A 22224-nucleotide genomic window follows, 5' to 3' on the forward strand; every position below is an offset into this window, starting at 1 on the left:
ATGGAAACATTAGATTTATTTTCAGCTAGTTTACCAGAAAACAATTCAAATACTGACAATGATTTAATAGATTACAGTCCTTTGGCTTCTCGCATGCGACCGCGCAATTTTAATGAATACATCGGTCAAGAACAAATTCTCGGCAAAGGTCGCTTTTTGCGCCGCATGATTGAAGAAGATAAAATTCCTTCTATGATATTATACGGCCCACCTGGCACAGGTAAGACTACACTTGCCAAGATGATTGCCAATATGACTAAAAGCAATTTTGAACGCTTAAATGCCGTAGCTTCTGGCATAAACGATGTTCGCAAATTAATCGATAAAGCTAATGAACAGCGCAAATTTTACCATAAACGCACCATCATATTTTTAGATGAAATTCACCGCTTCAATAAAGCTCAACAAGATGTATTATTGCCATACGTAGAAGATGGACGCATAATCTTAATCGGCGCTACTACGGAAAATCCATATTTTGAAGTAAATCACGCTTTATTATCGCGTGTTCGCGTCATTCAATTACAGCCATTGACCGATGAACATATCACAAAAATCCTACAAATGGCTTTGACTGATACGAAGCGCGGTTTAGGCAAGCAAAAAATTCAATGCGATGAAAAAATTCTATCCGCCATCGCTCAATTTGCCAGCGGTGATGCTCGTATCGCTTTAAATATTTTAGAACAAGCCAGTGATATTGCCCGCGAAAACAACAATATAATAAATGAAAACATCATCGATACATTGCTCGAAGAACGCATTCAAAAATACGACAAAAACGGCGACAATCATTACGATATTGTATCCGCTTTCATAAAGAGCATGCGAGGCAGTGACCCTGATGCAGCCATTCACTATTTGGCTAGAATGCTCGCAGCTGGCGAAGATATAAATTTCATAGCTCGCCGCATTGCCATCTGTGCTGCTGAAGATGTTGGCAACGCTGACCCACAAGCTTTAGTTATCGCCATGGCTGCCGTTCAAGCTGTACAATTCATCGGCATGCCTGAAGCTAGAATTCCACTTGCTCAAGCTGTGACTTACGTTGCCTGCGCTCCTAAAAGCAATGCAAGCTATTTAGCAATTGATAAAGCACTCGCTGATGTACGCGCCAAAGACTGCGGTGATGTACCTATTCATCTGCGCGATTGCCATTATAAAGGCGCAGCAAAGCTCGGCCACGGTATAAATTACAAATACGCTCATGATTATCCATACCATATCGTCAAACAAGATTATCTGCCAGATAAAATGAAAGGCACAAAATATTACACACCAACCTCAAATGGCTATGAAAAGACAATCGGTCAATATCTAAAATTCTGTGAGCAATGTAAAAACAAATAAAATATTTTTGACAAAAATACACGCTTCTGTTAATATTGAATAAATCTTAGTAGATTAGTATGAATTAGAAATGAGGTACTACCATTGAAAAAAAATAAAAAAATAGCTGTAGCAATGAGCGGTGGTGTCGATAGTTCTTTGACTGCGGCTTTACTATTAAAACAAGGATTTGATATATTCGGCGTGACAATGACTTTAAGTGATGACTCACGCGAAGAAGGCGGTTCAACTGCAATCACTGATGCAAAAAAAGTAGCTGATACACTCGGCATTGAGCATCATGTCGTAAATTATCACGGTAGCTTTAAACAAAATGTCATTGATTATTTCATCCGTGAATATTCTCATGGTAGAACGCCTAATCCTTGCGTTGCTTGCAATAATAAAATAAAATTCGGTTCATTACTAGAAGATTGTTTAAAACTCGGCGCTGATGCTGTAGCTACAGGTCATTATGCGCGCATTGAATACGATGAAAATTCCCAACGATATTTATTGAAAAAAGGTCTTGATGTTCGCAAAGACCAATCTTATGTATTATACACATTAAATCAATTCGCTTTATCTCATTTTCTATTGCCATTAGGCGATTACACAAAAGCTGAAACACGCGAAATGGCAGAAAAACTTGATTTACCTGTTGCCCATAAACCAGAAAGCCAAGAAATTTGCTTCATTCCAAACGATGATTACAAAGCGTATATCAAAGCTAAAGCACCTAAAATCTTAAAACCTGGCGATATCGTAGACACTGAAGGCAATGTATTAGGTCGCCATGAAGGCGTTCCATTATATACAGTCGGTCAGCGCAAAGGACTCGGCATCGCCGCGGCTCATCCATTATACGTAGTGGGATTGGATGTCAAACACAATCGCGTCATTGTCGGTAAAAACACTGAAACATACGCTCAAGGACTTGTCGCTCAAAATCTTAACTTTATCACTAAAGATGATTTTACAAAACCATTTACAACTACAGCTAAAATCCGTTACGGTAGCCGTGAATGCGAATGTGAAGTTTCTCCACTAGCTGATGGCAAACTAGCTAAAGTCATTTTCAAAGAAAAACAACGTGCCATAACACCAGGTCAATCCGTCGTATTTTACGATGATGATATCATAGTTGGCGGTGGCGTCATCAAGCAAGTTATACGATAAATAAATCCAGATAAAATTTAATATACAAAAAGAAAAGTATCTACTAACCGAAATGAACTGCACCTCCAAAAGTTGTTTTTTTGTCCAATTTTTGGGGTGCAGTTCAGAAAATTAATAGATACTTTTTTATTATATCAATGATGTATAAATAGTGTACACTGCTGTAAACAGTAGCATTAAGAAAATAATTCGATTGAACATCTTTTGCGAAACGTACGGGAATAATTTATTGCCAATCCAAAGCGCTAAAAAGCAAAACGGCAAAATATAAATACTCTGTTCAGCGGCAAATGTAAAATCTTTGCCTGCTAAAAAGAATGCCAATACACCAATATAATTTACGATTGTAAAATATGCAATGCAAGTGGCACGAAGTGATGTTTTATCTCTACCACTCATAGCTAAATACAAGATGAGTGGCGGTCCACTCATACTCGTAGATGTGTTTAAAATTCCCGACATACAGCCGACAATTCTCGTTTTTAAAGTTTTTTCTTCTATCTTGCGATGATACAGTTTACTTAAAAATAAAAACGATATTATAACCACTGCAATGAATATCTTTAATCCTGCCGTCGGCGCGAAAAAATATATTAAAAGCCCAATCGGATGCCCTATAACAGAACCGATTAACAATGGCTTTAAAAATTTCCAATCAATATTCGCTTTGACAAAAAAGATAAATACCGTATCTAAAACAACGGATAATAATTGCAAGATGACTACAACTTCTTTGGCATCATAGACCATTAAAAGCAGTGGCGTGGATACGATGGCAAAGCCAAAACCTGTCAAAGATTGAATGATTGTCGAAACAAAAGCAATGCCAATAGCTGACAAAAGTGCTGTATCAGATAAAATATCTGTAAACATCGACTAAAGCCTACTCTCTATCTGTCAATTCCAAATACGGTACAGCATTTAAACTACTATCTGCAAATTGACCTGTGAGTGCTTGATAATATCCACGGCAAGCAATCATTGCCGCATTATCAGTGCAGAGAATTTTGCTCGGGTAATAAAATTCTAAATTATTTTCTTTTGCACTTTGGCGCAAATGTTCTTCAAGTGAACTATTAGCAGCTACGCCACCTGCTAAAACAAGTTTATCCATACCCATTTGGCGTGCAGCTTCAATTGATTTATGCACGAGAATATTTACGACAGATTTTTGGAAAGATGCCGCTACATCAGCTTTATTTATTTCTATGTGTTTTAACTTCATGCTGTTTAAATAATTGAGCACTGCTGATTTTAAACCGCTAAAACTGAATTCATAATTGCCTTTTTCATTCAAAGCCATAGGGAAATCAATCGCATCTGGATTACCTTCTTTTGCCAATTTATCAATTTGAGGGCCACCAGGATACGGAAGACCCATGACACGAGCTACTTTATCAAAAGCTTCACCAGCTGCATCATCGCGAGTTTGTCCCATCAATTTAAAATGGTTGTAATCTTTAACGTGTACAAGTGAAGTATGTCCGCCAGAAACGACAAGTGCCATGAATGGCGGTTTTAAATCTGGATGAGATAAGAAATTGGCAAAGATATGACCTTCTAAGTGGTTTACTGCCACAAGCGGTTTATCAATCGCAAAAGCCAAAGTTTTAGCGGCAGATACACCGACTAATAATGCTCCGACAAGTCCAGGGCCATAAGCTACAGCAATGCGGTCAATATCCTTTAAAGTCACATCAGCTTTGTGCAATGCTTCATCTAATACCGGCATGATATTTACAATATGTTTGCGTGAAGCGATTTCTGGTACAACTCCGCCAAATTTCTGATGAATTGGTATCTGCGTAGAAATGACATTAGCTAAAATTTCTCTGCCACCGCGCAATATTGCGACCGATGTTTCATCACAACTTGATTCTATTCCTAATGTAAGTGAATTATCCAAATCAATTCCTCCTAAATCATAATCCTAAAGCTTGTTTTGCTAATTTATCAGCAAGTTCATTACCTTCTACACCAGTATGACCTGCTACTTTTTTAAATGAAACCAAATCAAGATACGGCTTCATAAAATCTGCATAATGTTTTGTGAGCTCTTTATTCGTCTTCCAACGGCCGAGTGCCCATTCTGATAAACCAATATAATCATGGCAAATTACCACTTTATCACCATTTGCCGCTGCCCATTTTGCCGCTTCCATAGCACCTTCTATTTCACCAGCTACATTGTGCAATTCACTAGCATCTTTTGATTTACCAATGCCGTTAAATGTATCAATCAATTTTCCTTGATGATAAATTGCCATACCCCAGCTATATTGCCCATTTATATACGAGCCATCTACATATATATAATAGCGGTCATCATCTTTTTCCATGATATTTACCGCTTCATCATCATTTAAATAATTTTTTGCTTCTTCTAGCGTAGCAAATGATTTAAATAGCGCACCTTTAAAACCCTGTGTCTGTTTTTGGCATTGTGCCCATGTATCAAAAATACCTGTTTTATAACCTTTCTTCACTGCATAAAATTTTTTCTTTATGATAATCCCTCCAAATTATTTATAAATACATCAAAATCATCAAATAATGCGTAATTTAAATTTATCTATTCTAGTCAGCACAAATGATTATAGCATTTTTACTAGTATTTATCCATTTTTATAAACCACTTTAACTAGCAAAAATGATATAATGGTGTTTAAAAGTTCGTAAGGAGTGATTGTTTTGCCCGCAACTTTAAAGACTATAACCGCCATGCTCATTTTCGGCAGCATCGGTCTATTCGTTCGCCATATCGACCTTGCCAGTTCACAAATAGCACTTGTTCGCGGTTTTATTGGGGCTATCATCTTATTATTTGCCATGCTCTTCTTAAAAAAATCTCTAAATCTTCTAGCTTGGCGAAAAAATGCACTTATTTTATTTATATCTGGCGGAGCTATCGGTCTTAATTGGATTTTTTTATTTGAAGCCTACCATTATACAACGATTGCCGTAGCTACTTTGACTTATTATCTCGCACCGACCATTGTCGTTTTAGCATCGCCGATATTCTTAAAAGAACGCTTCACTTTATTAAAATTGTTCTGCGTAATTTTATCTCTAATCGGCATGATGTTAATTGCAGATATTTTTATAGGTTTAAATTCTGATTTTGGCAATATGAAAAGCGTTATTTACGGTATAATTGCCGCCGCATTTTACGCTTGTGTAATCATCAGCAATAAATTTTTAAAAGATATCTCATCTATGGACAGCACCATAGCTCAATTGCTTTTAGCTTCGATTATTTTATTGCCATACGTATTTTATGAAAATAATAGCTGGTCAGTCGATATCTCCTCTTTATTATTATTGCTGACTGTCGGAGCTATTCATACAGGTTTTGCTTATTTGCTGTATTTTTCTTCTTTACAAAAATTATCCGCTCAAACAGTCGCTCTATTTAGCTATATCGACCCAGTTACAGCCGTAATTTTATCGACAGTTTTATTAGCTGAACCGATGAGTTTTATGCAATGGATTGGCGCCATCTTAATCCTTGGCTCACTTTTCATCAGTCAAATTTTTGCTTCAAAAAACGCTTAGAGAATTATTGACAAATAAAGATAAATAAATTATAGTATATTTATAAATTTAATACGGGGAGCTGGTGCACCGGCTGAGAGGAAGTGTAAGCTTCGACCCATATACCTGATTTGGATAATGCCAACGTAGGAACAATATGAGAATAATAGAGATGGCATTTGTCATCTCTTTTTTATTTGCTAATACCTATTTTTATTTTTGATGATAGGTATAAAATTCCATAAAGTTGACCATGTGATTGAACAAGAGTTCATGAAGGGGTGCACCACCGCGGGTGTATTCTTTTCGTGAACTCTTTTTTAGTATAAGGAGGAAATGCAGTGATTACAGTAAACGGACAAACGGAAGAATTTTCTCAAGCCCTTAGCGTTCTTAATTATTTGACTCAAAAAAATTATCCAACGACACGCATTGCTGTAGAAAAAAATGGCGTTATCGTGCCTAAAAGTCAATATGAAAGCACTATGATTACTGACGGCGATAAACTGGAAATTGTAACATTTGTAGGCGGGGGCTGATATATGATGACTATTCCTACAAAAGAAGCAATATACAAAGTATTGTGCAACCGCCATACAAAAGAAAATCAAGATAAATTGATGCAAGCTAAAGTAGCTATCGCAGGTTTAGGTGGTCTAGGCTCAAATGTTGCAGTAGCACTCGCCCGCGTCGGCATAGGGCAACTTCATTTAATCGATTTTGATAAAGTTGATTTGAGCAATTTAAATCGCCAGCATTATTTTATCAACCATTTAGGTATGAATAAAACGGATGCATTGGCTGAGCAACTTTTGCAGATTAATCCTTATCTGCACATCATAAAAGATTGCATAAAACTGACAGAAAATAATATCACTGATTTATTAAAAGATGATGATTATATCTGTGAAGCTTTTGATGTGCCAGAAAACAAAGCCATGCTCGTAAACACTGTCTTAGAACAGTTTCCCGAAAAAAAACTTGTGGCAGCTAGTGGCATGGCAGGCTTTGGCGACAGCAATGCCATTCATACACGCAAAATCATGCAAAATTTTTATCTGTGTGGCGATGAAAAACGCGGTCTTGATACAGAAAAAACATTAACAGCTCCACGCGTTGCCATTTGCGCAGCTCATGAAGCCAATATAATAGTTGAATTAATTCTAAAAAAGTAAAAGAGGTTATGATGATGACAACTACAAATGACACTTGGAAATTAGGCAAATATGAATTTACTTCCCGTTTTATCTTAGGCTCAGGAAAATATTCTCATGAACTCATAAAAGCTGCTGTTGAACAGGCAAAAGCTGAAATCGTAACTCTTGCCCTTCGCCGTGTAAATGTTGGCGGTGTAGCAAATATTCTCGATTACATTCCAGACAATGTAAAACTTTTACCAAATACTTCCGGTGCTAGAAACGCTGATGAAGCAGTCCGCATCGCTAGATTATCCCGCGAAATCTGTGGCAGTGATTTAGTAAAAATAGAAATCATGCGCGATTCAAAATATTTGCTTCCAGATAATCAAGAAACAATCAAAGCTACAGAAATCCTCGCTAAAGAAGGATTTACTGTAATGCCATATATGTATCCAGATTTAAATGCTGCTCGCGATATGGTAAATGCTGGTGCTAGCTGCATAATGCCTCTCGGTGCTCCAATCGGTTCCAATAGAGGACTCGCTACAAAAGAATTCATTCAAATTCTCATAGATGAAATAGATTTACCTATAATCGTCGATGCTGGTATCGGCAGACCATCTCAAGCATGCGAAGCTATGGAAATGGGTGCAACTGCCATCATGGCAAACACAGCTATTGCAACTGCTGGCGATATTCCTCTAATGGCAGAAGCTTTCCGCCTCGCTATCGAAGCTGGTCGCCTCGGCTATAAAGCAAAACTCGGCAGAGTAAAAGCTAAAGGTGGCAGTGCTTCATCTCCACTTACTGGCTATTTACAGGATTAATTTATATTGGAGGAACTAGAATGGACCACGTTAATGAAAGTATTTTAAATGATGAAATCAAAGAACATTTAAAACAAAATAGAACAAATCACATGCAATATCTTCCTGATATGGAAGTTATCGATAGCGATATTCTCGATAAAGTAGTAGCTGATATGAACAGCTATGATTATGACAGCTATACAGCACAAGATGTGCAAGCTGCACTCTCTCATGAACACATCACACCGCAGGATTTTAGAGCATTATTATCCCCTGCTGCTTTACCATTCATTGAACAAATCGCTCAGCGCGCTCAAAAGGAAACACGCAAACATTTTGGCAATTCCATCTATATGTTTACGCCAATCTACATTGCCAACTACTGCGAAAACTACTGCATCTATTGCGGTTTTAACTGTCATAATAAAATAAGACGCGCTCAGCTCAACTATGATGAAATAGATAAAGAAATGGCAGCCATCGCAAAATCTGGTTTGCAAGAAATTTTGATTTTAACAGGCGAAAGTCGCAAAAAATCTACCGTTGAATACATCGGCGAAGCTTGCAAAATAGCTAAAAAATATTTCCGCGTAATCGGTCTTGAAATCTATCCATTAAACAGCGATGAATACGCTTATCTGCAAAAATGCGGTGCTGATTATGTAACAGTTTTCCAAGAAACATACAACTTCGACAAATATGAAACACTTCATTTAGCTGGACACAAACGCGTATTCCCATACCGTTTCTACGCACAAGAACGCGCTTTAAAAGGCGGTATGCGCGGCGTTGGCTTTGCTGCTTTATTGGGACTTGATGATTTCAGAAAAGACGCTTTAGCAACTGGCATGCACGCATATTATTTACAGAAAAAATATCCACAAGCTGAAATAGCATTCTCTTGCCCTCGCTTGCGCCCAATCATCAACAACGATAAAATCAATCCAATGGACGTACACGAACGCCAATTATTGCAAGTCGTTTGCGCTTATCGCTTATTCATGCCATTTGCCAGCATAACAGTTTCTACACGTGAATGTTCCCGCGTGCGCAACAATCTCGTAAACATCGCTGCAACAAAAATCTCCGCTGGTGTAAGCACTGGTATCGGCGAACATAGCAATGAAAATCCTGAAAAGGATAAAGGCGATGCTCAATTTGAAATTTCCGATACTCGCTCTGTCGACGAAGTTTACAACGATTTATTAAAAATCAATCTCCAACCAGTAATGGCAGAATACATCTACGTTTAGTATCACAGTAAACCACAATAATTAATATCACGACAAAAAGAGCTATCACAAATCTGTGATAGCTCTCATTTTTTATATCTTATGCTAAAATTTCTGCAATCGCTTCTTTTACAATTTGTTCAGGTACATTACTTGAAATACAAACCTTGCCAATTTCTTCTAACAATACCCAATTTACTTTGCCATTGACTGTTTTCTTATCGTGGAAAATATCAGCATAAATATTTTCTACGCTGCAATCTTGTGCTTTTTCTGGAAGATTGAACATAGCAAGCAATTTTTCCATATCAGTCACTATTTTTTCATCAATCATGCCAAGTTTATTGCTGATTTTAGCAACTCCCACCATGCCAATAGCTACGGCTTCGCCGTGATTATATTTTTTATACTGCGTTTCTTTTTCTATCGCATGCGCCAAAGTATGACCAAAATTTAAAATAGCTCTAAGTCCAGCTTCTTTTTCATCTTGTGAAACAACATCAGCTTTGATTTCACAAGAGCGAGCTATTACATGGCTTATCGCTTCTGATTTTAAATCCAAGATTTCATCTTTATGCACTAAGAGATATTCGTAAAATTCTTTATCGTAAATATAACCATATTTTACGACTTCGCCAAGTCCTGTAGCTATTTCGCGTTTTGGCAAGCTCTTCATCATATCTAAATCCATGAATACGGCTTTTGGCTGGTAGAATGCTCCGATTAAATTTTTGCCGAGTGCATGATTTACAGCAACTTTACCGCCGACACTAGAATCAACCTGTGCCAATAAGCTAGTAGGCATTTGAATGAATGGTACGCCACGCATAAAAGTAGCTGCTATAAATCCAGCTAAATCGCCTACTACACCGCCACCCAATGCGATAATCGGCGATTTTCTATCTAATCCATGCTGTATTGCCTGTGTGTATAAATCTTCAGCACAAGCCAAGGATTTTGATTGTTCACCCGCTAAAATTACAGCAAGTTTTGCATCAAGCCCTGCTTCATTTAAAATAGCCTGCACTTTTTCACCGTATAACGGTGCAATATTCGTATCTGTGATTAGAAGTGCTTTACGCGAAAATTTTTGACCTTGTATAAAATCAACAATCTGCTTTTTTAAATCATGTCCAATGATGATATCATACGATTTATCACCTAAGTTAACATTAACAGTGCGCAATTATTTCACACCCTTTAAATATTTTAATATTATCTCTACATTTTGTAGCGGAGTTGTATCATCTGTTTTTACGATTAAATCCGCATTTTTATAATATTTAGCGCGTTTTCCCATCAATTCTATTATGGTTTTTAAACGTTCTTCTTTTGTCTTTTTAGCAAGTAAAGGTCGTTTATCGTTACCTGTGCGTTTTAAAATCGTATGTGGCATCGCTGCTAAAGATACGATAATAGCATTATCACGCAGTATTTTCATATCTTCTTCTTTTGTAGCAACACCGCCACCTGTAGATATAACTTGATTTTTTCTAGCTGCTATTTTTCTTATGGTTTCTGTTTCACGTGCGCGAAAAACAGCTTCGCCTTCACTTGCAAACATATCTTTTATTTTTTGCTTATAAGTCTTTTCAATCTCACTATCTGTATCAACAAAACTGTACCCCAACTTATAAGCCAATAGTTTACCAGTGATTGATTTACCTGAACCCATAAATCCGATAAGTACAATATTAGTTTTCATAGTTATCCCTTAATTCGTTCGTTATAAGATTTTATATTGTTGAGTAAGTCAGCCATGCAACTGCCACCAAATGTTTCTATAACAGCTTTAGCAATCGTAAGCGCTACCATAGCTTCACCGACAACAGAAGCTGCTTGAACAGCACAGACATCACTGCGTTCTTTGCAAGCTAAAACTTCTTCTTTGCTTTCAATATCAATGGAATGAAGTGGTGTCATAAGTGTAGGAATTGGTTTCATGCACGCACGGACGATTATCGGTTCACCATTGCTCATACCGCCTTCAATACCGCCTGCATGATTTGTCTTGCGGTAAACATTTTTGTTTTCATCATAAAACATTTCATCATGAAGTTTACTACCTGGTTTATTTGCATAGCCAAAACCTTCGCCGATTTCCACGCCTTTAATAGCTTGAATGGACATCATAGCACCTGCAAGTTGCATATCAAGTCGTCTATCCCATTGAATATGACTGCCTACACCGATTGGCATATTTTGAACTACGACTTCAAATACACCGCCTAATGTATCTCCCGCTTGACCTGCATCGCGAATTACTTCATGCATTTTTTGTTCAGCATCAGCATCGTTGCAATTTAAATCGCTATTATTTGGTTTAAGTGTTTTGTAGTCAATATTTGTTGTATCGGCTTTTACACCGCCAATATTTATTACCTGTGATACGATATTTATGCCACAAGCATCTAAAAATTGACGAGCTACAGCACCAGCTGCTACTCGCGCTGCTGTTTCTCTAGCACTAGAACGTTCTAAGATGTCGCGAATATCTTCACGATTATATTTTTTTACACCGACATAATCCGCATGACCTGGGCGAGCTGCTGTTACTTTTGTCCATGTAGGTGTACCCATAACAGACATTCTGTCTGTCCAGTTTTCCCAATCTTTATTTACTACGCGCAATGTAATAGGGTCACCCATCGTTTCGCCAAAGCGTACACCAGATAAAATATCCACTTTATCCGTTTCAATAGTCATACGTCCACCACGGCCATAACCTTTTTGACGGCGCGCCATTTGCGCATTCATTTCCTCAAGATTTATTTTAAGACCGGCTGGTATACCTTCTACTATGGCAGTCAAACACTGTCCATGTGATTCGCCAGCTGTTAAAAATCTAAACATAACAAAAACTCCCAACGTTAATTTATAGTATATTTACAAGTTATCACTATTCATTATAACTAAAAATAAAAAAACACGCTATAAAAATACAAAAAAATACTAAATACGCTAAAAGAAATCTATAATAAACACCACTGGGTATTGACACTATTTATAAAATTTGCCAAAATACATATGTAGATAAGGAGATAACTAAATGAACAATACAGCAAAAATTACGTACTTATTAAATAGTGGTTTCGTTTTAGAAATAAATGATTGGGCGATGATTTTCGATTATTATAAAGATGACAACAATCTCGTACCAGAAATAATCAAGGATAAAAAAGAAGTTTATTTTTTTGCTTCACATGTCCATTTTGACCACTTCAATCCTAAAATAAATGAATTTAGCGATAAAGTAACAAAATATTTTATCAGCTACGATATTAAAAACAATCTGCCACCAAAAGATAAGACAATCATTTTAGAAGAATATGTAACGTATGAAGACAATTCCATTTTGGTAAAATCTTTCAGCTCCACTGATGAAGGTATCTCTTTTTATATTGAAAAAGATGGTTGGAAAATTTTTCATGCTGGGGATTTCAACTGGTGGCATTGGAAAGGCGATACAAAAGAAAATATTGCATTTGCTCGCAATGGTTTTAAAAAGCAATTAAAACGTATGGAAAATCTTCAAACTGATATTGCATTTTTCCCTGTGGATAGTCGCCTCGAAGAGTTTTGGGATTTAGGTGCGCGTGAATTTTGTGCTCATACATCAGTAAAAAATCTCATAACAATGCACAATATGAGCCATAAACTTTGGACAATGCCAGAAGATTTTCCTAATAAAGACAAAATATCTGTATGGTGTCCTCGCTTTACTGGTGATACACATATCATAAAACGCTAATAGGAGAAATATTCCATGAAAAAAATCGTATTTCTTTGTTTACTAACAGCTCTTTTAGGGCTGATAAATTTCACAAACTGCTCTAATGCAGAACCTCAATTAAATATAAATGGAAAGGAAGTTCAATCAATGAACCAAAATCGCGTAGCAGTATTTGATACTAATATGGGAACTTTCACTATTGAATTATTCGAAGATAAAGCTCCTATCACTACAGCAAATTTTATTAAACTTGCTCAAGAAAAATTTTATGACGGCTTGATTTTCCACCGTGTAATCGACGGCTTTATGATACAAGGTGGCGACCCTAACGGCAACGGTACTGGTGGTCCTGGTTATACAATTAAAGATGAATTTCATAAAGATTTAAGACATGACAGCGCTGGTATCTTATCCATGGCTAACGCTGGCCCTAATACTGGCGGTTCTCAATTCTTCATCACACTTGATAAAACTCCATGGCTCGACGGTCATCATGCTGTATTTGGCAAAGTTATCAAAGGCATGGATGTCGTAGAAAAAATCGGTCATGTTGATACAGATTACATGGATAAACCAATTAAAGATGTAGTCATCAACAAAATCACAATTGAAGAAAACAATTAATGCCCTGTTACACTTATATACTAAAATGCAGTGATAATACACTTTATACGGGTTGGACTAATGATTTAGTCAAACGTATAAAAACGCATAATGCCGGCAAAGGAGCTCGCTACACACGCGGGCGCTTGCCGGTCAAACTGCTTTATTATGAAATTTTTTCTACAAAGCAAGAAGCACAAAGGCGTGAAGTACAAATAAAAAAATTGTCACGCCAAGAAAAATTATCACTCATAAAAAATTCATAGGTATATGCCATGATAAATATGAGATACTAAGCGTGGTATAATAATATCGATGAACTAAAAAAGATATCAGATATAGGAGGATTTTCTATGGCAAAATACATTACTGAAGTTTTAGGAATAAAATATCCAATCATTCAAGGCGGTATGGCTTGGGTTTCCGATGCTAATCTCGCTGCTGCTGTTTCCAATGCCGGCGGTGCTGGTATCATCTCTTGCGGCGGTAGAACTACTGAATACGTTCGCGAAGAAATAAGAAAAGCAAAACAACTCACTGATAAACCTTTCGGTGTAAACGTAATGCTCATGGCTCCAAATAAAGATGAAATCGTAGATGTAATCTGCGAAGAAAAACCAGCATTTGTCACTCTCGGCGCAGGTAATCCTGTTCCTTATTTCCCTAAATTCAAAGAAGCTGGCATTAAAATCATTCCAGTTATTCCAAACGTTAAACTTGCAAAACGCGTTGCAGCTGCTGGTGCTGATGCTTTAGTAGCTGAAGGTATGGAAGCTGGCGGTCATATCGGTGTCCTCACTACGATGGCACTCATGACTCAAGTAATCCCTGTTGTCGATAACATTCCTGTTATCATGGCTGGTGGCTTTGCTGATGGTCGTGGACTCGCTGCTGCTTTATTGATGGGTGCTGGCGGTATCCAAATGGGTACACGTTTCCTCGTTGCTAAAGAATGTGGCGTTCATCCAAACATGAAAGCAAAATTAATTGAAGCAATTGATACTGATACTATTGTCACTGGTTTGACTTTAGGCGGTGCTGTTCGTGGTCTTAAAAATAAATTCTCTGTAGATTTTGTTCAAAAAGAAAATGAAGGCAAAACTCCAAAAGAAGAACTCTTACGCATGGCTACAGGCACAAATAAACTTGCTGCCGTTGAAGGCGATGTTGAAAACGGTATGGTTCAAGCTGGTCAATCCTTGACATTATTACAAAAAGAAGAACCTGTTAAAGATATCATTGAAAATATCATGACTCAGGCTCGTGAAACTCTTGAAAATGCATCTAAAATAAAAATATAATTTAACTAAGCATAAAAAGAATAACTATTATAGATGATATATCTTGATAGTTATTCTTTTTAATGTATTTACAAACAATAAAGGAGAATTAAATTTGAAAAAAATACTGTCCTTACTGCTATGTTTAACGGTTTTGACTTTATTTTCAGGCTGTGCCAATGATAAAGAGACAACATCAAATAATACAGAAAATACTAATGAATTAAAAATTGTAACGTCTTTTTATCCTATCTATATTGAAACCATCAATATCACAAAAGGAATTGATGGCGTCGTTGTAGAAAATATGACTAAACCTCAAACAGGCTGTTTACATGATTATCAAATGACACCTGCTGATATGAAAAAATTGGAAAATGCCAATATCTTCATAGCTAATGGCGCTGGCATGGAATCTTTTCTCGAAGATATCATCAATAACCAAAAACAATTACATGTTATCGACTCTTCTGCCAACATTCCTTTACTCATAGATGAACATGGCGAAAATCCCCATGTTTGGGTTAGTATTTCCAACTGTATTACGCAAGTTGAAACTATAACAGAGGAACTCAGCAAAATAGACCCAAATCATGCTGACCAATATCATAAAAATGCTGAAGATTATATCGCACGTTTGAAAGACCTTCAAAACGAAATGCACGCAGCTATTGACCCATTGCCAAATAAAAAAATAGTTACATTCCATGAAGCATTTCCTTACTTTGCCGAAGAATTTAACTTAGACATCGTCGGTGTCATTGAACGTGAACCAGGAACAGCTCCAACACCTACTGAGCTAACAGATATTATTTCTCAAGTAAAAAATTTGCCAACAAAAGCGTTATTTGCGGAACCACAATATTCTTCTACTGCGGCTGAAGCTATCGCCAATGAAACAGGCGCCAAAATTTACACTTTAGACCCTGTCGTTACAGGTAAAGATGACCCTGATGCTTATATTAAGGCTATGCAAGAAAATGCTAAAACATTACAAGAGGCATTAAAATAAAGGTGATTATATGATAAAAGGAACTGGTATTGATATTGTTGAAATATCTCGTATACAAAAATCATTAAATAATAAAAAATTCATCAATCGAATTTTCACACAACAAGAACAAGCATATTGCAACAGTCGCAATATATTAAGAGCATCTTCTTATGCTGCTCGTTTTGCTGCTAAAGAAGCTGTCGTTAAAGCATTCGGCACTGGTATGCGAGGTGGTAGCTGGCAAGATATAGAGGTTGTAGTTGACGACAGTGGAGCGCCACATATAAAATTACACGGCTATTTTGCTTACAGTGCAACAAAACGTAAAATTTACAATATATTTTTATCACTTAGCCATTCTAAAGAATATGCTATAGCTCAAGCCATATTGGAGGGATAACACTTGAAAATTTCATCTGCTGCACAAATGCGACAAATTGACACAGATGCCATCAATGTATATGGCATTCCTGAAATAGTCCTAATGGAAAATGCAGGACGTGAAACTGCTAATGAGGCTATTAAATTATGTGGTGGTAGCGTAAAAAAAACCTTTTGCATTATCGCTGGTTGTGGAAATAATGGTGGTGATGGTTTTGCTGCTGCACGCCATTTATTAAATGAAAGAGCTAAAGTAAAAATTTTTATTGTAGGCAATACAGAACATTTTACACCTTCCGCCAAACTCAATTATGATATTTTGATGAATATGCATGCAGAAATTTATCAGATTACTACAGAAAGAGATTGGAATAGATTACAAATAGCACTGACATTCTCTGACTGCATAATCGATGCTCTACTCGGAACTGGCATACATGGCGAACTGCGTGAAAATGCACAAAAATGTATCTCCATTTTAAATTCCTGTAGTAGACCAATTTTATCTGTAGATGTACCAAGCGGTATTAATTCTGATACAGGTGCAATAAATCCTATTGCTGTAAAAGCTACAGTCACTTTAACACTTGGATTGCCTAAAATCGGTTTAATAATGTATCCAAGCTGTAACTATACAGGAAAAATCATTGTCAATTCCATTGGTCTTCCTCATATATTACTCAGCCAAGATAGCATAAAACAAGAAGCACTCGATAAAACTTTCATTGAAAACCATTTAAATAAAAGACCGCGCGATGCTTATAAAGGAAGTTGCGGTAAAGTTTTAGTCGTTGCAGGTTCTTTGTGCTTTACAGGTGCTGCCGTATTATCAAGCAGTGCTGTACTCCGTATCGGTGCTGGTATCTCTACGCTCGCTTCAGCTGAAAGCCTTTATGATATTTTAGCTGCTAAATCAACTGAAGTCATGACTCGTCCTTTACCTGAAATAAAACCAGGTATTTTAGGAGATACTGCACTTTCTACTTTAACTGAAATGACAAATGATTATGATGCTGTTTTAATCGGTCCTGGCCTTGGCAGAGATGATGAAACTTGTAAAATGGTACGCGAATTTGCTACATCTATAAACAAGCCATTAATCATTGACGCTGATGGTATTTTTGCTTTCAGCCAAGCACCAGACGAATTAAAACAAATAAAACAAACGCCAATTCTCACACCTCATTTTGGTGAAATGGCAACATTACTTCATATTAGTATAGATGATTTAAAACAAAATCTTTGGGAAATTGCCCGTAAAGCTGCTGAATATTTTAATGCTATTTTTGTATTAAAAAGCGAAAAAACTATCATTGCTTATCCTGATGGTAATATTTTTGTAACAACAGTAGGCAATGCTGGCATGGCAACAGCTGGCAGTGGTGATGTCTTAGCTGGAACTATTGCAGGACTTGTGGCAGAAAATTCATGCGGTAATATGGCTGCACCAGTCGGCGTTTACTTGCACGGACTTGCAGGTGATATTGCTGCAAAAAATGGGCAAGCAGGTCTTATTGCTAGTGATATTTTAAATAATCTTCCACAAGCACGCAAATATATTGATAAATATTGATAATTACTAATGTTAATTTTGCAATTAAATATATAAAAAACTAGTTAAATATATGTTATAATAAACACATATATTAATGATAATTACAAAGTCGCGTTAATTATCTGATTTAATAAAGACAAGGAGTTGGAAGCCGGCAACAAGAGCGCAAATTTATGTATAATAAATTTCTTGTGATGGTAATTCTTCTGAAAAGGACCGATATTGTAAGGCGTGGTGATATTTATTATGCCAATTTAAGTCCGGTAATTGGTTCTGAACAAGGTGGTCTCAGACCTGTTTTAATTGTTCAAAATGATATTGGCAATAAATATAGCCCTACAATTATTGTAGCGGCTATTACAGCTAAATTAGGAAAAACACACATGCCTACTCATGTTGATTTACCTGCTAAATTATGCAATTTAGAAAGAGATTCTCTCGTACTTGTTGAACAGCTACGTACTATAGATAAATCTCGTCTCAGCAAAAAAGTCACCACGCTAGATAAACATTTCATGCAGGAAGTAAACAAGGCATTGATGATTAGTTTAGGATTAGTTAAATTTTAAAATTGTCTATACATAAAAAATTTTATATAATACTAACAAAATTATAGTGTCCCTATGGTATTAAAAAACTTTAAGGGGCACTTTTTCCTATTCAAGCTAAAATAACAAATGCAAGATAAGAAAGGTTGATAGCATGAAAAAATTTTTTATATTAATGTTGATGATTTTTGCGCTGATATGCAGTGGTTGCTCTTCAAGTAACAACAATACTAATTCTAATGATACGGTCAAAATAGAGGTCCTCGATATAGGTCAGGGTGATGCCAGTCTTATTTATACAAAAGATGAAGTCATCATGATTGATACAGGCGATGTCGATGAACGCGACCGTTTAGAAAAATTATTGAAAGAACGCAATATCTCAACTATAGACAAATTAATAATAACCCATCCGCACGCTGACCATATCGGCGGTGCTTATGTTGTTTTTAAAAATGTAAATGTAAAAGAAGTTTATGATAATGGCGATGCAACTACATCAAAAACATATCAAACTTATTTAAAGAATATAAAACAAAAAAATATAGCTTACCACCAATTAAAAGCAGGCGACACTGTTGATTTTGGCGATGGTGTTTCCTTTAAAGTATTCAGTCCAACTGAAAAAATGATTAAAAATGATGATGATTTAAACAACAATTCCATTGTAGGCCAACTTCGCTATAAAGATTTCACTATGCTCTTCACTGGCGACAGCGAACGTGATGCTGAACAAAACATGGTAAAATCATATGGCAATGAACTACAAAGCGATGTTTTAAAATCACCACACCATGGTAGTCGTACATCTTCTAGCGATGATTACTTAAAAACAGTAAAAGCTAAAGATGTAATAATTTCTTTAGCTGCTGACAATGAATACGGTCATCCACATAAACAAACATTAGACAGATATAAAAAATACAATATGAATGTTTATCGTACTGACCAAGATGGAACTATTACCATCACAACAGATGGCAGTGATGACTATACCATTTCAAAGGAGAAATAAATCATGCTTAGCGCTGTAATTGATAGATTTGAAGAAGATAAAGCCGTCTTACTCGTAGGCGATGAAGAAATAAAAATAAATTTTCCTCGTAAACTTTTAGACAAAAAATTAAAAGAAGGGGATTATATCACTTTAGATATTAAATATGATGCAAAAACTACAAAAGAAGCTCAAGAAGAAGTACAAAATCTATTAAAATCATTAAAAGACAAAAATAACTGATATTTAATCAATTTAAGTAGAATGTTTTAATAATCAAAATTAACCAAGGAGTGTTTTTCTTGTTGAAAAAACTATTTATATTTTCATTAATGCTGATGTTATTTGCCATACCTAGCATTTCTTCAGCTAGAAATGCCACTATTAAAAATGTTTCTTATTCAGTTGAAACAACTCAACATGGTGTACAATATTTACATGTAGAACTTGCCACTAATCATCCTGTAGAAGAATTTTCTGCTAATTTTAATCCTAATGATAAAAGTCAATTAATCTTTCGCATAAAAGACGCGCGAATAACCTCTATTCCTCGTCAAGAAAAATTAGATGGTGAAATTGGCAGAAAAATTTTTTTACAAGAAGTAGATAATGATTATGTACAAGGAAAATTGTATACAAAGGGCGAATTAACTAATAGTAGCTATAGAATGTATTCGTTTGAAAAAGACGATAATCATAAAACAAACGGTGTAGCTATTGATATCACATTTGCTGGACAAAGGGGAGCAAATTCATCTGCAAATTCAAATAACTCAAATGTACAAATCGGCGATTTAAGTGGAAAAACTATAACCATCGACCCTGGTCATGGCGGTTCTGATACTGGTGCTATTGGACCAAATGGCTATACAGAAAAAGAATCCACATTTGCCATTTCACAAAATTTAGCTAATATCTTAACATCAAATGGTGCTAATGTCGTAATGACTCGTACAAGTGATGTTGATGTATATGCTCCAAATGCCTCCGCTGCCAATGAATTACAGGCTCGTGTAAATATTGGTAATCGCGCTAGCTCTGATATTTTTGTCAGCATACATTGCAATGCTTTCACTAACCCTTCTGCTAACGGCACAGAAACATTTTATTATGCAGGCAGTTATAATGGTCAACGTTTAGCCTCTGCAATTCAAAAAGAATTGATTAATACAAATAATTTACGCAACCGTGGCGTTTCAACTGCTAATTTCTACGTATTAAAACATTCTGCTATGCCAGCAGTATTAGTGGAAACTGCTTTTATCTCTAACTATAATGAAGAAGCTATGCTCAGCGATGCACAATGGCAAATGCAATTTGCCCAAGCTATTGCTCGTGGTATCAATGAATATTTTAACGGGTGATTATATTTATTTAGGAAGTGACTTATTATGAAACCAATCAAATACCTACTCACAATATTTGCCATTATCGTATTAATTATGGCTGCTGGTTGCGATAATCAAAATACAAAAACAACAAATGATGGTAATACTTCAACCGTACAAAGCGAACAACAATCTCAAAAAGTAGCAACTACCTCCATTTTGGAAGATAAACCTGATACACAAAAACAAACACAAACAGAAATAACTGTTTACTTTCCAGATGCTAATGCTGAAAAACTCATAGCTGTAAAAAGACAAATTCCTGCTAATGACAATAAATATGTAAATGCTATAAATGAATTAATTACAGGCCCTGCAAATGATAGCGAAGGATTTACTATCATGCCAAAAGGAACAAAAGTTTTAAGCGTAAATGTTAATAACAATATAGCTACTGTCGATTTTAGTAAAGAATTCCAAAATAATTTTACTGGTGGTTCCACAGGTGAAATTATGCTTGTAGGTTCTATTGTTGATACTTTAACAGATTTTAAAGAAATTAAATCCGTCCGCTTTACACTGGAAGGTCAACCATTAGATATTCTAGGCGGTCATTTAGATTTAACTGAACCTGTAAGTCGCATGAATGATTTGCTTTAATATAATATATTAAGAGGTGTTTTATATGTTGACTACTTTAGAAAATGACGTCATCCGTCTCAGTGTAGACACTCACGGTGCCGAAATCCACAGTCTCGTCCTGAAAGAAACAGGCGATGAATACATTTGGCAGGCTGATGCCAGATACTGGCAGAGACATGCTCCGGTACTGTTCCCATTTGTAGGCAAACTTAAAAACGGACAATACGAATATGACGGCTCCGTTTACAACATGACGGGACACGGCTTTGCCCGTGATATGGACTTTACTCTGATTGAACAGACGGACAGCAGTTTAACATACGAACTTTCCTATACAGAGGATACATTAAAAAATTATCCTTTCAAATTCAGACTGCAGATAATCTATACCATAGAACATTTTACCGTAAAAGTGGCATGGAAAGTTTACAATCTTGATGACCGCAAGGAAATGTTCTTCTCCATCGGTGCTCATCCTGCCTTCAATTGCCCAATCGGCAATGAAGGAAAATTCGATGAACATGAAATCGAATTTGAGCAGACGGAACAAAGTCCGCTGTCTTCACATCGTTTAAATTCCGCCGGTTTATTCGACGGACGCGTTATCCCTGTAAATCTCGTTTATGGCAAAGTTCTGCGTTTAAATCACAATCTGTTTTTAGAAGACGCACTCGTATTTAAAAATCTGTTTTCTGAAGAAGTAAAATTTAGAAATCCTGCCAATAATCATTTCGTAAAAGTGAATTTCAAAGGTTTTCCGTATCTCGGTATCTGGACGAAACCGTCCAATGCGCCGTTCATCTGTATTGAACCGTGGTACGGTCTTGCCGACAGCACGCAGAAACGCGAAATTTCCGTAAAAGAAGGTATCATTGACCTGCGTGCAAATGAAAAATTTGAAGCTGATTATACAATCACTATCGGCTGATATCAAAGGAGACTAT

The 22224-nt window shown here is 36.2% G+C and carries 26 protein-coding genes and 1 riboswitch; of the genes, 20 read left to right on the plus strand and 6 right to left on the minus strand.

Annotation, left to right across the window (positions count from 1 at the left end; all coding sequences use genetic code 11):
- Positions 1-1350: a replication-associated recombination protein A gene (locus tag CKV65_RS04695; RefSeq protein ID WP_036254964.1), complete on the plus strand. Its 1350-nt coding sequence runs from the start codon at positions 1-3 to the stop codon at positions 1348-1350.
- A gap of 84 nt (positions 1351-1434) precedes the next feature.
- Positions 1435-2508: a tRNA 2-thiouridine(34) synthase MnmA gene (mnmA, locus tag CKV65_RS04700; protein WP_269457067.1), complete on the plus strand. Its 1074-nt coding sequence runs from the start codon at positions 1435-1437 to the stop codon at positions 2506-2508.
- Between the two features lie 129 nt (positions 2509-2637).
- On the opposite strand, the gene CKV65_RS04705 is transcribed toward mnmA, so the two are convergent.
- From CKV65_RS04705 to CKV65_RS04715, 3 genes are read right to left on the minus strand one after another with little or no spacing between them, the layout of a single operon-like run.
- Positions 2638-3381, minus strand: coding sequence for a sulfite exporter TauE/SafE family protein (locus CKV65_RS04705; protein WP_036254966.1), 744 nt, complete (start codon positions 3379-3381; stop codon positions 2638-2640).
- A gap of 10 nt (positions 3382-3391) precedes the next feature.
- Complete coding sequence (gene tsaD, locus CKV65_RS04710; protein WP_239478463.1) at positions 3392-4414, minus strand: tRNA (adenosine(37)-N6)-threonylcarbamoyltransferase complex transferase subunit TsaD; 1023 nt, start codon at positions 4412-4414, stop codon at positions 3392-3394.
- A 16-nt stretch (positions 4415-4430) separates the two neighbouring features.
- Positions 4431-4994: a ribonuclease H1 domain-containing protein gene (locus CKV65_RS04715; RefSeq protein WP_231922717.1), complete on the minus strand. Its 564-nt coding sequence runs from the start codon at positions 4992-4994 to the stop codon at positions 4431-4433.
- A 196-nt stretch (positions 4995-5190) separates the two neighbouring features.
- Here CKV65_RS04715 and CKV65_RS04720 point away from each other — a divergent pair, with 196 nt between their 5' ends.
- The 5 genes from CKV65_RS04720 to thiH all read left to right on the plus strand — a co-directional run bounded on the left by CKV65_RS04720 (position 5191) and on the right by thiH (position 9243).
- Positions 5191-6063, plus strand: coding sequence for a DMT family transporter (locus tag CKV65_RS04720; protein WP_081654880.1), 873 nt, complete (start codon positions 5191-5193; stop codon positions 6061-6063).
- A 44-nt stretch (positions 6064-6107) separates the two neighbouring features.
- Positions 6108-6212: riboswitch (TPP riboswitch) on the plus strand.
- Between the two features lie 171 nt (positions 6213-6383).
- Positions 6384-6581 carry a sulfur carrier protein ThiS gene (thiS, locus tag CKV65_RS04725; protein WP_027890805.1) on the plus strand — a complete coding sequence of 66 codons (198 nt, stop codon included), beginning with the start codon at positions 6384-6386 and terminating at the stop codon, positions 6579-6581.
- 3 nt (positions 6582-6584) lie between these two features.
- Positions 6585-7217 (plus strand): sulfur carrier protein ThiS adenylyltransferase ThiF, encoded by a 633-nt coding sequence (gene thiF, locus CKV65_RS04730; protein ID WP_027890806.1) that lies wholly within the window; start codon positions 6585-6587, stop codon positions 7215-7217.
- Between the two features lie 14 nt (positions 7218-7231).
- Positions 7232-8008 carry a thiazole synthase gene (locus CKV65_RS04735; RefSeq protein ID WP_087386022.1) on the plus strand — a complete coding sequence of 259 codons (777 nt, stop codon included), beginning with the start codon at positions 7232-7234 and terminating at the stop codon, positions 8006-8008.
- 20 nt (positions 8009-8028) lie between these two features.
- On the plus strand, positions 8029-9243 hold the full coding sequence (gene thiH / locus CKV65_RS04740) for a 2-iminoacetate synthase ThiH (protein ID WP_036254970.1): 1215 nt from the start codon (positions 8029-8031) through the stop codon (positions 9241-9243).
- Between the two features lie 79 nt (positions 9244-9322).
- Here the strand turns inward: thiH and aroB are convergent, their stop codons facing one another.
- From aroB to aroC, 3 genes are read right to left on the minus strand one after another with little or no spacing between them, the layout of a single operon-like run.
- Entirely contained in the window at positions 9323-10408 is a 1086-nt protein-coding gene (gene aroB / locus CKV65_RS04745) for a 3-dehydroquinate synthase (protein WP_027890809.1), read from the minus strand.
- Positions 10409-10927, minus strand: a complete 519-nt coding sequence (locus CKV65_RS04750; RefSeq protein ID WP_027890810.1) for a shikimate kinase — start codon at positions 10925-10927, stop codon at positions 10409-10411.
- Between the two features lie 2 nt (positions 10928-10929).
- On the minus strand, positions 10930-12075 hold the full coding sequence (aroC, locus tag CKV65_RS04755; RefSeq protein ID WP_027890811.1) for a chorismate synthase: 1146 nt from the start codon (positions 12073-12075) through the stop codon (positions 10930-10932).
- 196 nt (positions 12076-12271) lie between these two features.
- Here aroC and CKV65_RS04760 point away from each other — a divergent pair, with 196 nt between their 5' ends.
- The 13 genes from CKV65_RS04760 to CKV65_RS04820 all read left to right on the plus strand — a co-directional run bounded on the left by CKV65_RS04760 (position 12272) and on the right by CKV65_RS04820 (position 22208).
- Complete coding sequence (locus CKV65_RS04760; protein ID WP_027890812.1) at positions 12272-12973, plus strand: MBL fold metallo-hydrolase; 702 nt, start codon at positions 12272-12274, stop codon at positions 12971-12973.
- A 15-nt stretch (positions 12974-12988) separates the two neighbouring features.
- Positions 12989-13579 (plus strand): peptidylprolyl isomerase, encoded by a 591-nt coding sequence (locus tag CKV65_RS04765; RefSeq protein ID WP_027890813.1) that lies wholly within the window; start codon positions 12989-12991, stop codon positions 13577-13579.
- Positions 13579-13824, plus strand: coding sequence for a GIY-YIG nuclease family protein (locus CKV65_RS04770; RefSeq protein WP_027890814.1), 246 nt, complete (start codon positions 13579-13581; stop codon positions 13822-13824). The genes CKV65_RS04765 and CKV65_RS04770 overlap by 1 nt, the downstream gene beginning before the upstream one ends.
- 87 nt (positions 13825-13911) lie before the next feature.
- Entirely contained in the window at positions 13912-14859 is a 948-nt protein-coding gene (locus CKV65_RS04775) for a nitronate monooxygenase (protein WP_027890815.1), read from the plus strand.
- Positions 14860-14953: 94 nt separating this feature from the next.
- Positions 14954-15850: a metal ABC transporter substrate-binding protein gene (locus CKV65_RS04780; RefSeq protein ID WP_027890816.1), complete on the plus strand. Its 897-nt coding sequence runs from the start codon at positions 14954-14956 to the stop codon at positions 15848-15850.
- A 10-nt stretch (positions 15851-15860) separates the two neighbouring features.
- Positions 15861-16232, plus strand: a complete 372-nt coding sequence (acpS, locus tag CKV65_RS04785) for a holo-ACP synthase (RefSeq protein ID WP_027890817.1) — start codon at positions 15861-15863, stop codon at positions 16230-16232.
- A gap of 3 nt (positions 16233-16235) precedes the next feature.
- Complete coding sequence (locus tag CKV65_RS04790) at positions 16236-17786, plus strand: bifunctional ADP-dependent NAD(P)H-hydrate dehydratase/NAD(P)H-hydrate epimerase (protein ID WP_027890818.1); 1551 nt, start codon at positions 16236-16238, stop codon at positions 17784-17786.
- Positions 17787-17962: 176 nt separating this feature from the next.
- Complete coding sequence (locus CKV65_RS04795) at positions 17963-18337, plus strand: type II toxin-antitoxin system PemK/MazF family toxin (protein ID WP_027890819.1); 375 nt, start codon at positions 17963-17965, stop codon at positions 18335-18337.
- Positions 18338-18470: 133 nt separating this feature from the next.
- Positions 18471-19331: a ComEC/Rec2 family competence protein gene (locus tag CKV65_RS04800; RefSeq protein ID WP_027890820.1), complete on the plus strand. Its 861-nt coding sequence runs from the start codon at positions 18471-18473 to the stop codon at positions 19329-19331.
- A 3-nt stretch (positions 19332-19334) separates the two neighbouring features.
- Entirely contained in the window at positions 19335-19553 is a 219-nt protein-coding gene (locus tag CKV65_RS04805) for a DUF3006 domain-containing protein (RefSeq protein WP_027890821.1), read from the plus strand.
- A gap of 50 nt (positions 19554-19603) precedes the next feature.
- Complete coding sequence (locus CKV65_RS04810; protein WP_027890822.1) at positions 19604-20674, plus strand: N-acetylmuramoyl-L-alanine amidase family protein; 1071 nt, start codon at positions 19604-19606, stop codon at positions 20672-20674.
- 27 nt (positions 20675-20701) lie between these two features.
- Complete coding sequence (locus tag CKV65_RS04815; protein ID WP_027890823.1) at positions 20702-21298, plus strand: GerMN domain-containing protein; 597 nt, start codon at positions 20702-20704, stop codon at positions 21296-21298.
- 25 nt (positions 21299-21323) lie between these two features.
- Positions 21324-22208 carry an aldose 1-epimerase family protein gene (locus CKV65_RS04820; RefSeq protein WP_027890824.1) on the plus strand — a complete coding sequence of 295 codons (885 nt, stop codon included), beginning with the start codon at positions 21324-21326 and terminating at the stop codon, positions 22206-22208.
- Positions 22209-22224 lie beyond the last annotated feature (16 nt).

Origin of the sequence: Megamonas hypermegale, assembly GCF_900187035.1 — a bacterium.
Classification (GTDB): domain Bacteria; phylum Bacillota; class Negativicutes; order Selenomonadales; family Selenomonadaceae; genus Megamonas; species Megamonas hypermegale.

Bases quoted from the DNA above. Each gene is read 5' to 3' on its own strand.
- CKV65_RS04735 (WP_087386022.1), top strand. From the start codon at position 7,232: ATGACAACTACAAATGACACTTGGAAATTAGGCAAATATGAATTTACT.
- CKV65_RS04795 (WP_027890819.1), top strand. From the start codon at position 17,963: ATGGTAATTCTTCTGAAAAGGACCGATATTGTAAGGCGTGGTGATATT.
- CKV65_RS04815 (WP_027890823.1), top strand. From the start codon at position 20,702: ATGAAACCAATCAAATACCTACTCACAATATTTGCCATTATCGTATTA.
- CKV65_RS04800 (WP_027890820.1), top strand. From the start codon at position 18,471: ATGAAAAAATTTTTTATATTAATGTTGATGATTTTTGCGCTGATATGC.
- CKV65_RS04805 (WP_027890821.1), top strand. From the start codon at position 19,335: ATGCTTAGCGCTGTAATTGATAGATTTGAAGAAGATAAAGCCGTCTTA.
- CKV65_RS04695 (WP_036254964.1), top strand. From the start codon at position 1: ATGGAAACATTAGATTTATTTTCAGCTAGTTTACCAGAAAACAATTCA.
- thiH (WP_036254970.1), top strand. From the start codon at position 8,029: ATGGACCACGTTAATGAAAGTATTTTAAATGATGAAATCAAAGAACAT.
- acpS (WP_027890817.1), top strand. From the start codon at position 15,861: ATGATAAAAGGAACTGGTATTGATATTGTTGAAATATCTCGTATACAA.
- aroC (WP_027890811.1), bottom strand. From the start codon at position 12,075: ATGTTTAGATTTTTAACAGCTGGCGAATCACATGGACAGTGTTTGACT.
- CKV65_RS04820 (WP_027890824.1), top strand. From the start codon at position 21,324: ATGTTGACTACTTTAGAAAATGACGTCATCCGTCTCAGTGTAGACACT.
- CKV65_RS04760 (WP_027890812.1), top strand. From the start codon at position 12,272: ATGAACAATACAGCAAAAATTACGTACTTATTAAATAGTGGTTTCGTT.
- CKV65_RS04775 (WP_027890815.1), top strand. From the start codon at position 13,912: ATGGCAAAATACATTACTGAAGTTTTAGGAATAAAATATCCAATCATT.
- CKV65_RS04765 (WP_027890813.1), top strand. From the start codon at position 12,989: ATGAAAAAAATCGTATTTCTTTGTTTACTAACAGCTCTTTTAGGGCTG.
- CKV65_RS04705 (WP_036254966.1), bottom strand. From the start codon at position 3,381: ATGTTTACAGATATTTTATCTGATACAGCACTTTTGTCAGCTATTGGC.
- CKV65_RS04750 (WP_027890810.1), bottom strand. From the start codon at position 10,927: ATGAAAACTAATATTGTACTTATCGGATTTATGGGTTCAGGTAAATCA.
- thiF (WP_027890806.1), top strand. From the start codon at position 6,585: ATGATGACTATTCCTACAAAAGAAGCAATATACAAAGTATTGTGCAAC.
- CKV65_RS04770 (WP_027890814.1), top strand. From the start codon at position 13,579: ATGCCCTGTTACACTTATATACTAAAATGCAGTGATAATACACTTTAT.